We start from the raw sequence: 15912 nt of genomic DNA, 5'->3' as shown, positions 1-15912 counted from the left end.
TCGCAATGGTTGCTTGCCCGGCAAACTAACGGAAATGTTTCAAGAGACCCTTGCCACTCGGCGCGCAGTTTTACTGACGCGTTAACGATTCATTGACCATAATTTTTCTACAACATGGGGCGGACCCTCGTCGTCCTGGCAATCGTCGTGTGGTTCCCTCGAGCAAAAGGCCCTTGGATGGCACGCAAAGGCCCATGCAGATCTGGCATGGCATCTCTCGTCTTCAGTGCGATCTTGGTGCAGCCGCTCGCCGTCCCCCTCGCGCGTGCCGAGCAGGTCACCCAGCCGACCTTCAACACGCGGCAGACCGAAAAGTATTTTGACGATCTGCAGGCGCAGCGCGGGCCGGCGCCGCCGCTGAGCATGCCGCCCGTTGGGGCTGCCGAAGGGGCGCGCAGCGGCAAGCCGCTCTTCGTGCTGCGCTCGGTCGTGCTGACGGGGGCCACGAGCTTGGACAACGCCGAGCTCGCTGCGGCCTATCAGCCCTTTCTCGGTAAGCCCGTCTCGCAAGCCGATCTCGCCGGCATCGCCAATGCCATCAGCGATCGCTACCGGGCCGCGGGATATCATCTCAGCCGCGCCATCGTGCCGCCGCAGGATATCGAGAACGGCCGGGTGCGCATCCAGGTGATCGAGGGCAGCATCGCTGAGGTCAGCCTGAAAGGCGAGGGCGCCGAAGAGTTCGGCATTCGCCCGATGCTCGATCCCGTGCTCGCCGAGCAGCCGTCGCGATTCGCGACGCTGGAGCGGCAGCTGCTCTTGATCAATGGCCGCGCCGGCGTGCGGATCACGGATTCCGCGATGGAGGAGGTCGGCGGGACCACCGGCCGCTTCCGCCTCGTTCTCCAAGTGCAGGCGTGGCACGTCTACGGCTTCGCCGGCGTCAACAATCTCGGTGCGTCGACGGTCGGTCCGTGGCAGAGCTACGCCACGGCCGCTTTCAACTCGTATCTCACCCCGGGCGACGCGCTGGCCGTCAATCTTTCCACCACGCCGGGCGATGTTCGCGAGCTCAGCTTCGTCCGTCTGTCCTATGACACGCCTGTTGGAACCGGCGGCGCGCGCGTCGGCGCCTCCGCGCTCTACAGCGAGGTGCGGCCCGGCGACTTCAGGCGGCTGTACAACGATAATACCGTGACGGAAGCGGTCGAGGTTCACGGCAGCATCACGCCGATCCAGACCCAGCATGCCTCGCTGGTGCTGACGGTCGCTGCCGGCTTTCTCAATGCCACGGAGCGCAGCGTGTTCGGCACGCTCTACGAGGATCATGTCCGCACGCTGACGCTGACATCGGACTATCACTGGGACGATAGGCTCGCGGGCGACAATTTCCTCACGGTGTCGTACCGCCAGGGGCTCGATATCTTCGGCGCCGGCTCGCCCGACGGTCTGTCCTCGCGCGATGGCGCCTCGCCGAATTTCTCGGTGGTCAATGCCTGGTTCACGCGCTACCAGAGCCTCGCGGCCGGCTGGTCGATCAAGCTGGCCGGCGCGGCGCAATTCGCCTCGGGTGTGCTGTTCACGTCGCAGCAATTCTATCTCGGCGGCTTCGCATTCGGCCGCGGCTATGGCAGCGCCGAGGTCAGCGGCGACAATGGCCTCGCCGGCACCTTCGAGCTGCGCTACGATCAGGCCGTGAACTGGGCCTATCTCGCCGGCTATCAGCTCTACAGCTTCGTCGATGCGGGCCTTGCCTGGAACGACGGTTATCGCCCTTGGGAGGGCATTGCTCTCACCTCGGCCGGCGCCGGCGTGCGCTTCACCTTCGCCAACGATCTGCACGCCGACTTCTCGGTCGCGTTTCCGCTGTCGTATCGCGCGCCCGACAACGACACGCGCAGCGCGCGCTTCCTGGTCTCGCTCTCCACCGCGCTCAAGCTCTGCCCGCAGCGCGGGCAGGGGCATTGCCTGTAGAACGTCCTCGCTCCGTTACTTCGTCGCCGGGTTGTGAGGGCGGAACAGCCGGCCCTTCTCGGTGATCGCGACGATCACCAGGCTGATGAAGATGCAGGCGAGAAAGCCGGTCGCGAACGGCGTCACAGTGCCATCGTAACCCTGGCCGATCACGGCACCGGCGCCGATGCCGAGCAGGGTAGTGATCGAGCCATAGAGCGACGACGCCGTCCCGGCGTTGAAACGCTGCGGCTCCAGCGCCAAGGCCGTGAAGTTCGAGAACATCAGTCCGAAGGCGAACATCATCAGCGCCGACAGGGCCATGAATGCCCAGAGCGGCAGCAGATGCATGTGCGCGGCGACGAACATCGCTGCGGCGACAAGGAGGCACAGCACCAGCGCGGCATGCGAGATCATGCGCATGCCGAGCCGGACGACCAGGCGCGAGTTGAGGAAGCCGGCAATCGCGATGGCCGCGGCGATCGCAGCGAAGGCGAGCGGAAAGGAGCGGCCAAGACCGTAGACTCCCGTGAAGATCTGCTGCGCGCACAGCACGTAGGCGAATATCGCGCCGGAGATGCCGGCGGCGGCGAGCGCATAGCCCAGCGTCTGCCGGTTGGTCAGCGTGTTGCGGAACGCGTCGAGGATCGCGCCTGCGGAGAACGGCTTGCGCTCGTCCTCCGGCAGCGTCTCAGGCAGCCGCGCGGCGCTCCAGAGCAGCGTCACGAGGCCGTAAATCGTCAGCACCACGAAGATGCCGCGCCATTGCACCAGCGTCATCACCGCCTGGCCGAAGGAGGGCGCGACCACGGGAATGGCGATGAACACCATCATGGCCAGCGACACCACGCTGGCCATGCGGCGTCCGGCGTAGCAGTCGCGCACGATCGAGGTCGCGATCACCCGCGTCGCCGCGGTGCCGAGGCCTTCCATCGCACGTGCCAGCAGCAGCGTCTCGAATGAGGGCGAGGCGATCGCGAACAGGCTCGCGACGACGTACAGCACCATGCCGCCGAGCAGCACCGGGCGCCGGCCGAAACTGTCGGACAGCGGTCCTATGGCGAACTGGCCGACGCCGAAGCCGAGCAGGAACGCCGACAGCACCATCTGCAGGTGGTTGGGCGAATCGATATGGAAGCTCGAGCCGATCTCCGGCAGCGCGGGCAGCATCATGTCCATCGCCAGCGGATTCAGCGACATGATGGTCGCGATCACGATGACGAATTCGGCGAAGCCCATGGGTCGATGACGGACGACCTCGATGGCGTCGGCATTGGTGTCGGCCAAGTCGGCAAACCTTCTGAATTGGTTAGGATACGAACGAATCTGGCCGAGTCTGTTGCGGTGCACAACCCACGTTTCGGGATGGCAGCTCACCGGCTTGCGGCTGGGACATGGCTGTTTTGACGAAAGCTTCGGCAGAATGCGGAAGGGGACACGCACGCGCCCGGCAAGGCTCTGCCGCACACCACTTGTTCACCACGGCCGGCGAAAGCGCCGTGCCTCATGGCGCGTCGTGTCCCCGCCGCGGTTTTGACGCGCTGGCGAGATTGAGCTACCTACGCACGGCGGAGTTCGATGGAACCTGCACGCGATGAAGACCTACAAGATTGTCGTGTTCGTGCCGGAGGCTGACGGGGAGGCCGTGCGCATGGCGATGGGGGAGGCCGGCGCGGGCCGGATCGGCAATTACGACTGCTGTTCGTTCACCAGCATAGGGATCGGCCGGTTCCGGCCGCTCGCCGGCGCGCGGCCCGCGATCGGGGAGGTGGGCCAGCTTGAAGAGGGCGCGGAGCAACGTATCGAGACCGTCTGTTCGGAGGCACGCGTGAAGGATGTGCTGGCCGCGATCTGCCGCGTCCATCCCTATGAAGAGCCGGCAATCGACATCTATCCGCTCGCGGCGATCGACTGATCGGATCGGACATGCAGCGCAGCCCTTCGCGATCCCCGATCCGCGTCATCGCAATTGCCTTGCTCATGCTGCCGGCGCGCCCGGCGCTGGCCGCGGAAGCCTCGCCGGCCGAGCAGATCACCGCGTTCCGCCTCAAGCATGGCGAGGTGCGCGTCATCAGGGATGCCACGCTCGACCGCATCGCCGCCGACCAGGCGCGCGAGATGGCCGCCAAGGACAATCTCAGCCACGAGGTGCTTGGCTCGTTCACGCGCCGCATCGCGCCGTCGCAGGCCGGCCGTGCCGCCGAGAACATCGCCTATGGCTACGACAATTTCGAGAAGACGCTCGGGCAGTGGATCAACTCGCCGGAGCACCGCAAGAATCTCTTGCTGCATAACGCCACCAAGGTCGGCATCGCCAGCGCCAAGACCGCCAACGGCAAGCGCACCTATTGGGCGATGGAGATCGCCGGCGACTACGAGACCAAGCCCAAGGAGAAGGGCAAGAAGGCCAAGCCGGCGGTGGTCGCGCAGGCAAAGCCGGATGCCAAGCCGGACACCAACAAGCCGGACACCAACACGGCCGCGAAACCCGAGACCCATTGGGGCGCCAAGCTGCCGTCGAAGCCGGCCGAGAAGGATTGCCACGTCAATATCAAGTTGATCGGGCTTTGCATTTGAGGGGTGCGCTCTGTCTTGCTTGTCATTGCGAGCGAAGCGAAGCAATCCAGTCTGTCTCCGCGAAAAAATTCTGGATTGCTTCGTCGTCTTCGTCGCCTCGCAATGACGAGAGTCATCGCGGCGGCCGCTTCAGATGCAGGTAGCCCGGATCGAACTGGCCGATCGCGCGCAGCTTTGGCCAGTCGCGGACCGTCAATAGGCCGGTGCGAAAGTCCATGGTGCGGCTCGCGCGCAGCTCGCTGAGCGTGCGGTTGACGGTCGCGATCGCCATGCCGAGCGTCTCGCCGAGCTGCGGCAGGCTGATCGGCAGGGGCAGCTCGTTCTCGCGGGCGAGTCCCGAAGCGCGCGCCCGATAGAACAATTCGCAGAACAGATGCGCCATGCCTGCGGGCTTGCTGCGCGCGCTGTTGTTGGTGATGGCCTCGCGGAAGATCGCCGCATCGATCAGCGTCTCGCGCCAGATCGCAAAGCCGATCGACGGGCGTAGCTCGAAGGCCCGGACGATCTCCTTGTGCGGAATGCTGGCCACTTGCGCAGCGCCGATCGCGCAAACGGCATGGTCCATCCGGTCGAGGAAGATCGCCTGCGCGTCGGGCCAGTCGCCCGCCATGTGAAAGGAGAGATATTGCCGTGGTCCGTTCGGCAGCAGATGATAGCGCGCCACCCATCCGGACATGACCACCGCCGACACGTGAGGGTCGTCGCCCTGGCGGATGAAATCCTCGTTGGGGGCCAGCTCGCGGACGCTGTGGCTGAAGCTCCGGATCATGGCGACGTCCTCGCCCGACAGCCGCGAATGCTCCTTCAGCTTTGCGACCAGGATCTTGTCGAGACTGGCCAAGGTCCACCTTTTCTCCGGCGCTTCCCTGCCGCGTCGTATCAACCGATACGGTTCCCTTCTAAACGCCGCGTCAGATGCAGGGTTTCATGATGCAAACGGAGGCCGCGGCTGGATGTCAGACTTGCGCCGAGCCGGCATTTCGACCTTATCGTGATGCGGCATAGCCGACGCGGCCGGCAGCGGGTCAGATCAGGTTGGTGGTGGTGCGGACGAGATCCGCGGGCTGATAAGGTTTTCTGAGAAAATGAATGCTGCCCGGCAGCCGCACGTCCTCGTCACCCGACACTACGATGACGCAGAGATGCGGATGTCTTTCCTTGGCAAAGCGCGCGAGCTCGGCGCCAACAGGCGCGTTGGACAGCCAGAGATCGGTGATGAGCAGCCGCAGCTCGGTGCCGAGCCGCGCCACCAGGAGCTCCGCCGCTGCCGCACTGCTGCAATGGATGACATCGATGTTCTCACGCGCGAGCGCGCCGGCCAGGGCGTCGCGCTGGAGCGTGTCGTCTTCGACGACCACCGCCAGTGATGGAGCCCGGGATTGCATCGGCCTCGGTCCTTGCGCCTCCAAAGGCGGTTAATCCCGAACATCGCAATTGGTTCAGCGCCTCCAATGGCATAGCAGGAAGATGCCTGATCGCACCTGCATCGCCAGCAAAGCCGATGCAGGTGCGATCTGTGCGCGGGCGAGGAACGGCTAGCCGCGCCCCTTGTTGGCGGCGTGATCCTCGCGTTGCTCGGTCTGGATCCAGCGGCTGTCCTGGCCGCGTTCGCGTGAGCTCTCCGCCTTGTCGCGGTTGCTCAGCACCTCGTTCTCACCGAGCAAATCGTCCTGCAGGTCGGTCATGGCGCCGCTGCCATCGCCCTTGCCCCTGATCGGGGAGCCCGCTTCGGGCTTTCCGCTGACCGTGGCGGCGAACGCCTTTTCCTCATCGAGGCGCCGCGGATCCGGCCCATCCGGATTGCGCTCCAGGATGCGCAACTGCTGCTCATGCGTCTTGCGGCCCTGGAGCTGTGGATGCCGCGGCGGCTGCGTGCGGTCCGGCTTCGGTGGCGCGCGGCGCCGATCCATCACCTCCGCCTTGTCGATGCCGCCTTGCGGATTGGTGTCGTTCTCGACATCGCCTTCGAAAGTGTTGGCGCCCTGGAGCGCCTCCAGATCGTCCAGATCAGCCTGCGCCATGGTCACTCCCTTGGAGCCACCGATGCCGGGATTGCGCACGAGGTTGACATTGGTCGGGCGAGGGAGCTTGGAGTGCTTGTTGCTCATGCTCATCCTTTCGCTGCGGGTCATTGCGGCTGCGATCGTCCGGGCATCACCAACGTGATGCAGATCGTGCCCCCGCTGCCGCCTTGGTGCTTGTTGGGGCACCGATCGACGACGGAACCGGAAGCTCGGCCGTGACCTGTTTCCGTCCCGTCAGCAGACCAACGCGGCAACCGTGCTCGGGTTCTAAATTCGCAGAGTCGCACGCGCGAGGCTGTAACTCTGCGGGGAGGGGACCGGATTGACGGAACCGCTCAATGCACAGAAGCCGACACTCGCCCGAGGTCCGCGCGTCGTGTGCATAGGCCCGCCTCGTCCTCTGGCTTCTGGCCGAGAATGGCGTCACACTGGACGTGGCAAAATTGTCGTTTTGAGAATTCTTGATGGTCCAGGCAAGGACGGCGCGGCGCGATGGCGCCGATCGGATGGGCGCACGGCAGATCTATGAGGCGCTCAGGGACCAGATCCTGCAGCGTGCCTATCGCGCCGATGGCCAGTTGCCGTCATCGCGCGCCCTTGCGGTCGAGCTCGGCATCGCACGCTCGACCGTCACGGTCGCTTACGAGCAACTCGCCGCCGAGGGCTTTGTCGACATTCGCCATGGGTCCAGGCCGCGCGTCGCGCGCGATGTCATCGCCGAGGAACCTCAACGCAAGGCGGTCCGCCACCCGCCGCGCAAGGCCCGGCTGTCCGAATATGGTGAGCGGCTGACACGATTTGCGCTGCATTGGGAGCGGCCGCGCAGCCTGCTGGCGGACTTCCGCTATGGCGACCTCGCGCCCTCGGACTTTCCAATTCCCGCCTGGAAAAAGGCCGTGGTCGCTGCGATTACGCAGCGTCCTGACAGATTGGCTTATGATGATCCCTGCGGATCTCTGCGGCTGCGCAGCGCGCTGCAAAACTATCTCTGGCGCTCGCGAACCGTGCGCTGCGACGTCGATCAGATCATCGTCGTGAACGGCTCGCAGCAGGGGCTCGATTTGTGCGCGCGCCTGCTGCTCAACCCCGGTGACCATTTCGTCATGGAGGACCCCGGCTATCTGATGGCAAGGCGTATCTTCGCCGCGACCGGCGCCGCGACTGTGCCGATTCCCGTCGACAAGGACGGGCTGGAGACCGAGCGGCTCGCGAAGGTCGCGGCGCGGCTTGCCTATGTGACGCCGTCCCACCAATTTCCGCTTGGCGGGGTGATGCCGATCGCGCGCCGGCATCAATTGCTCGCCTGGGCCAAGCGCTCCAATGCCTATGTGATCGAGGACGATTACGACAGCGAGTACCGCTACGACACCAAACCGGTGCCGCCGCTGCACGCGCTCGAGGGCGGCGGGTCGGTCATCTATCTCGGCACCATTTCCAAAACACTCTCGCCGGCGTTGCGGATCGGATATCTGGTGGTGCCGTCTGAGCTGCACTCCGCGTTTGCGGCTGCCAAGCAGATGATCGATCGGCATACGCCGCTGCTCGAGCAGGACGCACTCGCAGCGATGCTGGAGAGCGGCGCTTACGACAGCCACGTCAATCGCGTGCGACGCCACAATGGCGAGCGGCGGCAGGCTCTGCTCGATGCCTTGCGACGCAGGTTTGGCGATCGCATTCAGATCGACGGGGCCGCGGCCGGCCTGCATGTGGTGGTCTGGTTTCGTGACCTTGCGCAGACGTCCGAGGCCGCCTTGATCGAAGCTGCGCGCGACAAGCGCATCGGCATCTATCCGGTCTCGCCGCTGTTCGACAAAGCGCGCCGGGACCAGCGTCCCGACGTCGTCGGCCTCGTCATGGGCTATGCGGCGCTCGACAGGCGTCAGATCGAGCGCGGCTGCCAGCTGCTGGCGCAGGTGGTGCAGCAGCTTGTCGCGCGCAAGGGGTGGTGACGAGACTGGACCGGCCAAATCATCGAAAACTGGCCGTTCCTATCAGGCCAGATCAGGTTTATCCCATGGGCCGGATAAGGAGACCGGCATGTACACGCCCCCCGCGTTCAGAGATGATGATATCGACAGCATCCGTGCGACCATTCGCGCCGCCCGCCTGGCCAACCTGATCACCGCGACAGTGGATGGGCTGCTCGCAACGCCATTGCCGCTGTTCCTTGACGAGGCCGAGGGCGAGCGTGGCGTGCTCTATGGGCACGTGGCCAAGGCCAATCCGCAGTGGCAGGCGGCGCCGATCGGGGAGGCTCTAGCGGTCTTCATGGGGCCGGACGCGTATGTGACGCCGTCCTGGTACGCGACCAAGCAGGAGACCGGCAAGGTCGTGCCGACCTGGAATTACATCGCCGTCCATGCTTATGGCCCGGTCGAATTTTTCCACGAGCCCGAACGCCTGCTGCAGGTCGTGACCTGCCTGACCAACAGGCATGAGCAGTCGCGCCCGTCGCCTTGGGCCGTCGGCGACGCGCCTGCCGATTTCGTCGCCGCTCAATTGCGCGGGATCGTGGGCATACGCATTCCCGTCACCAGGTTCGAGGGCAAGCGAAAGATGAGCCAGAACCGCTCCGAGGCCGATCGTATCGGCGTCGCTGCGGGCCTTGCGGTGAGCGAAAAGTCCGGGGATCGGGAGGTCGCTTCTCTCATTCCCGTTCCGGTGTGATGGTCTGTTCGTTGTACAACCGCGCTGAGGGCGCGTTCCAGTCTGGAGGGAAGATGCTCAAACTGGCGTTTCCGATGCTGCTGGCAGTCTCCGCCGGCGTCAGTCTCGTGATTCAGCAGGCATTGAATGCGAACCTGCGAACGGCACTGGCGTCTGCGGCCTGGTCTGGATTCATGAGCTACTTCATCGGCGTCCTCTGCATGGCGGCGCTCGCGTTCTTTCTGCAGGATCCGATGCCTTCGGCAGCCACGGCCGTGCGCATTCCCTGGTGGTCGTGGAGCGGCGGTCTGTTCGGCGCCATCTTCATCGCCTTGGGCATCTTGCTGATTCCCCAGCTCGGCGCAGCCACATTCTTTGCTCTCCTGATCGCAGGGCAGATGATCGGATCGATCGCTTTCGATCACTTCGGCTTGCTTGGCGTTCCTGTCCACCCCATCAGCGCCGTCCGTCTTGCAGGCGCCGCACTGCTGGTTGGTGGCGTGGTGCTGATACGCATGTAGACCGCGGCGTCGAGAGCCATGATCAGTTTCCAATTGTTCGCAGTGTTTCTGGCCGCGGCGCTGCTTGTCGCAATTACGCCAGGTCCGGGCATCTTCTATATCGCAGCCAGAACGCTCGCCGGCGGCCGCAGCGAGGGGCTGGCATCGAGCGTCGGCTTGGGGCTTGGCGGCCTCGTTCACGTCATCGCCGGCGCCGCGGGCCTGTCAGCCCTGGTGATGGCCAGCGCCGAGGCCTTCACGCTGCTGAAGCTTGCAGGCGGCATCTATCTCGTCTGGCTCGGCTTCAAGACCTGGCGCGAGGCAGGCATCCCTCAGCCCGTCGAGGTCCGAACATCGGGCGCGCGCCGCGCCTTGCGCGAAGGCATCCTGGTCGAAGCCCTGAACCCGAAAACGGCTGCGTTCTTTCTCGCCTTCATCCCGCAATTCGTCGATCCCACGGCTGATGTCGCCGTGCAGTTCGTGGTTTTCGGACTGATCTCTGTTGCCTTGAACGCCAGCGTCGATTTGATCGTGACCATTTGGGCTGCCAGGGCGAGGGCAGGGCTGATCAAGCGGCCATCGCTCATAGCGAGATCGAGACAGCTCTCCGGCGCCGTCATGTGCGGGCTCGGGGCCTCCTTGCTGCTGGCCCGGCGGGCTGGGTGAGCTTGAGAGACGGATGGGCGCGAATGCCGAGCATATGGCTCGGCTGCTGAGGCTGACCAACAAAGGCGCCCGGCCGCGATCTGGCTTTGTGGAACCATCGTAAACAGCGCCCGTTGACTTAGCCGGCTTGGCGACAAGGAAAGATCAGATCATGAGAACGATGACCGTCGCGTTGGCGCTTGGGACGGCAATGGCGCTGTGGACTACGGCTCACGCCGAAACGAGGATGCGACGAGTCGTCCACAGGATTCCCATCACGGTGCCCGTCGTGAGGGCCGACCCCTACTGGATACCCGATTACAACATCGTTCCCCGCTATCGTTATCGTCCCGAGGACGACCGGGTCGACACCAGCCCCTACGCGCCCCCGGTGGCGTGGGGCGACGTGGAGCCCGGCGGATTTGGCATCGGGCAATAAGGCTGCTCTGGCGTGATCTGTCGCGAGGCGGTGAGCACGCCGCTATCTCGAGCGAAATCGCCTGCGCCGAAGAAGGTCCATCCGACACTTGCTTTAAGACACCGCAGGAGAACGAACGCTTCCGGAGCGCTGCTCTCCTGCCAAGTCACTCCACCTCAATCCTCAATGAGCGAGACCACTTCCATCGTCTCTGGATCGACGATCACGATCTCGTCGTTCGCGATGAAGTAGCGGTAGCCCTCAAAGCCCGGCGCGTAATCATAGATCTCGTCGGGCAGATCGTAGGACGTGATGTACTCCGGCACCCTGGCGCCAATCCGGATCGGGAAATCGACCTGCGCCGGCTCCACGTGCCTGCGGACGATGACGTCGCGGACGCGGGCGCGTTGGCGGCGCGTGATCTGCAGGTTGCGGGGGCCGCTATAGCCGTGCTCCGCACGGCTGCCGTAGTACCGGCGATCCTCGTAGCGTTCTCCGTAGCGACGCCCTTCGTCGTAGCGGCGATCCTCGTCGTACCGGCCTCCATAGCGTTCGCGCTCGTCGTAGCGGCGGCGCTCATCATAGCGACGTCCTTCGTCATACCGGCGGCCTTCGTCGTAGCGACGGCCTTCATCGTAGCGGCGGCCTTCGCCGTATCGGCGGCCCTCATCATAGCGCCGTCCTTCCTCGAACCGGCGGCCGCCCTGATCGTCGCTTTCCCTGCGGTATCTCCTCTCGTCGCTCCGGCCTTCCTCGCTGGCCCTCCTTTGCTCGTTTCGCTGCTCTTGGGCTCCCTGCTGCTGCTCGCCCTGGCGGGCATTCCGTTCGCCGGCGTCTCCACGCCCCTCCTGCTGGGCCGATCGGGTGTCGGCTCCGGACCGGTTGGCGCCGGCCTCCTGCGCCTGTCGCGAGCCCTGCGAAGACCTGTTCTGCTCCGCGCCCTGGTTCTGGGAAGTGCCTTGATTCTGGGAAGGGCCTTGGGCCTGGGAAGTTGCGCCGCCTGCCTGACCCTGAGCTGGGCCCTGCGCGCCGGCGAACTGGGTTCCGAGCAGAACGGCGGTCACGATGGACGTACCAAGCAACCAATTCCGCATGCGTTTTACTCCGATGACGCTTGCCCCCGTCGAGAACTCGGCGTCGGCAGCCCGGTTCCTAACCGGGAAAAACTGGTACCAACGCGCGATCGATGGGCGGAGCGGCAAGATCAGCGCCGCCGCGCAGTTTGAAGCGTCGGATCGATCCTTCCTCCGAATGATCACCCTCGGCGCTTTGGCTGCGAGCATCTGGAGCGGTCTGGAGTTTCTGATTTGTTCCTGCGTGGGCCATGGTGCCGTTCGTGGGTAAGCCCCGATGTTCTCACTCAGATCCGAGAAGTGTCCCGATTCACACTGTGTGCACTTTTGTACATAGCGTTAGGAACGGATTCCGGCGTTCTGCGTAAATGGTCGCAAGCATCATCGACTTTGGGGACTGGCGACGTGGCGGGAAAAAAATATCTAGCGGATCAGGCCGCCACCCTTCTCAAGTTCGCGCAGGCAACCACCGATCCGGACGTCGCCGTTCGCCTGCTCGACAAAGCCGCTGACTTGACCGCGAAGATGGAGGAGGCGCCCGACCTCAGCCCCCGGGCGCCTGACGTGGAGCAGCCGGACGGCTAACCTGCGTGCGACAGAGGCCGCCCGCTGGCGGCTTCTCTCGTATCATATAAGCTCGCTAGAGTATCGACGGCGTGCCGTCCCGGCAGCTTGCCTATAGGCGCTTCCATTCTTTGACTACGATTTGATAGTCGTCTTCGTACAGGATTTTTCCTGGCTTCCTCGATCTAAGGACGCGAACGGCGATTGCGTGCTCCTGCAGAAGAGTGACGATCTCCCACATTTTTCTGATCGGCAATTTGGCGTCGTGCTTGAACCATGAAACGGCTTCGCGCCCCCATCCGCTTTTTGAAAACGGCGGGCAGGGCAGGTGCTCGTTCAGCCATTCATACGTTTCCTCAAGCCAGATTGCTTGGTGCTGCTCAAGCTTGCCGCGGTCACGTAGCAGCCGGGCTTCGGTAATTATGCCGGTGAGCCAACGATGGTCCTCACCGTCAGATCCTATGACGAAGCGAATATACATGTTGACGACAGACGGCTGTGTCTTCAGAGCGCTCTTCGAATGCGGTCGACGACGAAACTTACGGTGGCCTGAACTAACCGCACGTTAAGGAAGGTCTGGAGCGTCCGTCGATAACCCATTGCAAGCGATGACCCGTAGCAAGCGATGACCATTGCAAGCGATGGCCCAACGGTTCTTCCGCTGTAAAGGTCAGGCATTCATCATTCATAATGGGTCGTCTCCTTCCATCCTTGCCGCAAGGTACGATGGAGCCCACATCACCTCTCTTGATAGTTGCAGCAAGCCTTACTCATCCCATAAGGCGAACGTTTGCCGGGCGGGGAGCCGGCAGCTTTCGTGAGGGGAGCGCTCAGAAGCATATGAAGCGAGAAAAATCCTGCAAATCCGGTGCACCGTAACGTAAAGTCTGCCTGCGTTATCAATATGTCTCGGCCTGTCAGCCTCGCGCCGGAAATTTTTCGCTTTCTATTTTTCGGAAATTGTGATATCCAGCCGCATCCCGCCTCATCGAAGGGGCGTACGCGTCGTCACGAACGTGGAGGCGGGCTGCGATGGACGTGATCGATACCGTTGGACGAGCGGCGTCGATGCGGACGGCGAAATCGTGTGGTCCTGGCATCCCGGTGCTGATGCCAAGTTCGCGATGCTTTGACGAGCACGCGAGCGATGGGGGCAAGAGAGCCGGTCCCCAGGGAGAGCACGTATAAGCCGTAACCCAATCGCGCAGGGAGGGCCGGGACGTCTTGGCCAAACCTGTGGTTCCTGCCCCGTGCACTTCTTCACGCACGGGGGCCATGGGGGCGGCGAGCTCCCGGCCTTCCCTGCGCCCTCGATATTTGAGGGCTCTTCGTTTGGCATCACTCGGGCACGGCGTGCAGCGGGAGGGAGAGGGTGTGTCTTGATGGATGTGTGTCTCGATGGCCAGCCGGACGTTTTCAATCGCCGCTGTCATCATCCGCCACCAGGTCCAGCCTTCGGCCCGCCGGATGACAGGCTGCGGCGGATGATCCAGTCCTCTGGAAGGTCGATAATAGAACCGAAAGACCACGGCGTTCTGGGGCGCCCGGTCAAGCCGGGCGACGATACCGTATCCGAGCCATTAGGTCACGTGTTCTGTCCCTTATTCGGCGTTGCGGGACTGTGGCCTTCTCGGCTAAAACTGCGTAGGGCATGCGCCGGCAACCGGATGACGTCAACCAGCCGTCAATGGTTTTGCCGCAGGGTTCGCGTGTCCTTTGAAGGGTCTGGCAATGCTGATTCGCAGCGCAACGACAAAAGCCTTCGCCGGTGCGGCCGCCGCCCGGACGATCGCTGCTGCGCCGCTGCCCACCCTCGTTCCGAGCCTTGCTCTGAGCCTTGGGCTTCTGCTTCTTAGCTGCCCCTGAGGGCCGGCTGGGCGGGATTCGCCTGGGCACTCAGGGGTTGCGCAAGATCGACCAGACCCTTCAGCGCCCTTGAGACGGCGCGCACCACCCAAGAGGAATTTTCAGAGATGACTACCGCACCGAAGTCCGAGAAGGACCGCGTCATCATTTTCGACACCACCCTGCGCGACGGCGAGCAGTGCCCCGGCGCCACCATGACCTTCGAGGAAAAGCTCGAGGTCGCCGAGATGCTGGACGACATGGGCGTCGACGTCATCGAGGCGGGTTTCCCGATCACCTCCGAAGGCGACTTCCAGGCGGTCAGCGAGATCGCCCGCCGCTCCAAGAACTCCGTCATCGCCGGCCTGTCGCGGGCGCATCCGGCCGACATCGACCGCTGCGCCGAGGCGGTGAAATTCGCCAAGCGCGGCCGCGTCCATACCGTGATCGCGACTTCGCCGCTGCATATGCGCGTGAAATTGAACAAGACCCCGGAGCAGGTGATCGAGACCTCGGTCGCCATGGTGGCGCGCGCCCGCAACCAGATCGACGACGTCGAATGGTCGGCCGAGGATGGCACCCGCAGCGAGATGGACTTCCTGTGCCGGATCGTCGAAGCCGTCATCAAGGCCGGCGCTACCACGGTGAACATTCCCGACACCGTCGGCTACACGGTACCGGAGGAATACACGCAGTTCATGCGCACCTTGATCGAGCGCGTGCCGAACTCCGACAAGGCGGTGTTCTCAGTGCACTGCCATAACGATCTCGGTATGGCGGTCGCCAATTCGCTGGCCGGCATCGCCGGGGGCGCGCGGCAGGTCGAATGCACCATCAACGGCATCGGCGAACGCGCCGGCAACGCTGCGCTGGAAGAGATCGTGATGGCGATCAATGTGCGGAACGACAAGTTTCCGTACTGGAACAAGATCGACACCACTCGCCTGACCGCGGCCTCGAAGCTGGTATCGGCCGCGACCTCGTTCCCGGTGCAGTACAACAAGGCGATCGTCGGCCGCAATGCGTTCGCGCATGAGAGCGGCATCCATCAGGACGGCGTGCTGAAGGACGCCTCGACCTACGAGATCATGCGGCCCGAGATGGTCGGGTTGAAGCAGTCGTCGCTGGTGCTGGGCAAGCATTCCGGCCGCCATGCCTTCGTCCACAAGCTGGAGGAGATGGGCTACAAGCTCGGCCCGAACCAGCTGGAAGATGCGTTCACGCGGATGAAGGCGCTGGCCGACCGCAAGAAGGACATCTACGACGAGGATATCGAGGCGCTGCTCGACGAGCGCATCGCCGCTGCGCATGACCGCATCAAGCTGGCCTCGCTGACGGTGATCGCCGGCACCCATGGGCCGCAGCGCGCCACCATGAAGCTCGATGTCGATGGTCAGATGAAGATCGAGGAGGCCGAGGGCAACGGGCCGGTCGATGCGGTGTTCAACTGCATCAAGGCCCTGGTGCCGCATGAGGCCAAGCTCGAATTGTATCAGGTGCACGCGGTGACCGAAGGCACCGATGCGCAGGCAGAGGTGTCGGTGCGGCTGTCGCAGGATGGCCGCTCCATGACGGCGCGCGCCGCCGATCCGGATACGCTGGTCGCCTCGGCGAAAGCCTATCTCGGTGCCCTGAACAAGATCGTCATGAAGCGCCAGCGCGACGTGCCGGTAACGGCCACCGCGAACACCGCGGTCGCGAGCTGACGGGCTTCAGCCCGTCGTTCC

16 protein-coding genes are annotated in these 15912 nt (G+C 63.9%); 10 read left to right on the top strand and 6 right to left on the bottom strand.

Annotated elements, in window-relative coordinates; translation table 11 throughout:
- Positions 1–207: 207 nt before the first annotated feature.
- The gene (locus P6U24_RS28980) at positions 208–1914 is read left to right on the top strand and encodes a ShlB/FhaC/HecB family hemolysin secretion/activation protein (protein ID WP_407155843.1); all 1707 of its coding nucleotides are present in this window, start codon (positions 208–210) and stop codon (positions 1912–1914) included.
- A 15-nt stretch (positions 1915–1929) separates the two neighbouring features.
- Here P6U24_RS28980 and P6U24_RS28975 read toward each other — a convergent pair whose 3' ends face one another.
- On the bottom strand, positions 1930–3180 hold the full coding sequence (locus P6U24_RS28975) for a multidrug effflux MFS transporter (protein ID WP_407155842.1): 1251 nt from the start codon (positions 3178–3180) through the stop codon (positions 1930–1932).
- Positions 3181–3487: 307 nt separating this feature from the next.
- On the opposite strand from P6U24_RS28975, the gene P6U24_RS28970 reads away from it, so the two are divergent.
- Positions 3488–3808, top strand: coding sequence for a hypothetical protein (locus P6U24_RS28970; RefSeq protein WP_407155841.1), 321 nt, complete (start codon positions 3488–3490; stop codon positions 3806–3808).
- Between the two features lie 11 nt (positions 3809–3819).
- Positions 3820–4470: a CAP domain-containing protein gene (locus tag P6U24_RS28965; RefSeq protein ID WP_407155840.1), complete on the top strand. Its 651-nt coding sequence runs from the start codon at positions 3820–3822 to the stop codon at positions 4468–4470.
- Between the two features lie 112 nt (positions 4471–4582).
- On the opposite strand, the gene P6U24_RS28960 is transcribed toward P6U24_RS28965, so the two are convergent.
- From P6U24_RS28960 to P6U24_RS28950, 3 genes are all read right to left on the bottom strand, one after another.
- Positions 4583–5311, bottom strand: coding sequence for a Crp/Fnr family transcriptional regulator (locus P6U24_RS28960; RefSeq protein ID WP_407155839.1), 729 nt, complete (start codon positions 5309–5311; stop codon positions 4583–4585).
- A gap of 184 nt (positions 5312–5495) precedes the next feature.
- Positions 5496–5855, bottom strand: coding sequence for a response regulator (locus P6U24_RS28955; protein WP_407155838.1), 360 nt, complete (start codon positions 5853–5855; stop codon positions 5496–5498).
- Between the two features lie 150 nt (positions 5856–6005).
- Positions 6006–6578: a hypothetical protein gene (locus P6U24_RS28950; protein ID WP_407155837.1), complete on the bottom strand. Its 573-nt coding sequence runs from the start codon at positions 6576–6578 to the stop codon at positions 6006–6008.
- Positions 6579–6958: 380 nt separating this feature from the next.
- Between P6U24_RS28950 and P6U24_RS28945 the strand changes: the two genes are divergently transcribed.
- The 5 genes from P6U24_RS28945 to P6U24_RS28925 all read left to right on the top strand — a co-directional run bounded on the left by P6U24_RS28945 (position 6959) and on the right by P6U24_RS28925 (position 10724).
- Positions 6959–8443: a PLP-dependent aminotransferase family protein gene (locus P6U24_RS28945; RefSeq protein ID WP_407155836.1), complete on the top strand. Its 1485-nt coding sequence runs from the start codon at positions 6959–6961 to the stop codon at positions 8441–8443.
- Between the two features lie 88 nt (positions 8444–8531).
- Positions 8532–9161: an FMN-binding negative transcriptional regulator gene (locus tag P6U24_RS28940; RefSeq protein WP_407155835.1), complete on the top strand. Its 630-nt coding sequence runs from the start codon at positions 8532–8534 to the stop codon at positions 9159–9161.
- Between the two features lie 53 nt (positions 9162–9214).
- Entirely contained in the window at positions 9215–9661 is a 447-nt protein-coding gene (locus P6U24_RS28935) for a DMT family transporter (protein ID WP_407160635.1), read from the top strand.
- Positions 9662–9679: 18 nt separating this feature from the next.
- On the top strand, positions 9680–10306 hold the full coding sequence (locus P6U24_RS28930; protein WP_407155834.1) for a LysE family translocator: 627 nt from the start codon (positions 9680–9682) through the stop codon (positions 10304–10306).
- A gap of 151 nt (positions 10307–10457) precedes the next feature.
- Positions 10458–10724: a hypothetical protein gene (locus tag P6U24_RS28925; protein WP_407155833.1), complete on the top strand. Its 267-nt coding sequence runs from the start codon at positions 10458–10460 to the stop codon at positions 10722–10724.
- Between the two features lie 155 nt (positions 10725–10879).
- Here the strand turns inward: P6U24_RS28925 and P6U24_RS28920 are convergent, their stop codons facing one another.
- Positions 10880–11986, bottom strand: coding sequence for a DUF1236 domain-containing protein (locus tag P6U24_RS28920; protein ID WP_407155832.1), 1107 nt, complete (start codon positions 11984–11986; stop codon positions 10880–10882).
- A 195-nt stretch (positions 11987–12181) separates the two neighbouring features.
- Here P6U24_RS28920 and P6U24_RS28915 point away from each other — a divergent pair, with 195 nt between their 5' ends.
- Positions 12182–12361, top strand: coding sequence for a hypothetical protein (locus P6U24_RS28915; protein ID WP_407155831.1), 180 nt, complete (start codon positions 12182–12184; stop codon positions 12359–12361).
- A gap of 91 nt (positions 12362–12452) precedes the next feature.
- Here the strand turns inward: P6U24_RS28915 and P6U24_RS28910 are convergent, their stop codons facing one another.
- The gene (locus P6U24_RS28910) at positions 12453–12821 is read right to left on the bottom strand and encodes a hypothetical protein (RefSeq protein WP_407155830.1); all 369 of its coding nucleotides are present in this window, start codon (positions 12819–12821) and stop codon (positions 12453–12455) included.
- Between the two features lie 1492 nt (positions 12822–14313).
- Here P6U24_RS28910 and P6U24_RS28905 point away from each other — a divergent pair.
- Positions 14314–15891, top strand: a complete 1578-nt coding sequence (locus P6U24_RS28905; RefSeq protein ID WP_407155829.1) for a 2-isopropylmalate synthase — start codon at positions 14314–14316, stop codon at positions 15889–15891.
- Positions 15892–15912: the final 21 nt, after the last annotated feature.

This window comes from Bradyrhizobium sp. STM 3557, assembly GCF_045571465.1.
In the GTDB taxonomy this organism is placed as follows: Bacteria; Pseudomonadota; Alphaproteobacteria; order Rhizobiales; family Xanthobacteraceae; genus Bradyrhizobium.
The sequence above is the reverse complement of the archived record's forward strand: the minus strand, read 5'-3'. Positions and strand labels throughout refer to the sequence as shown.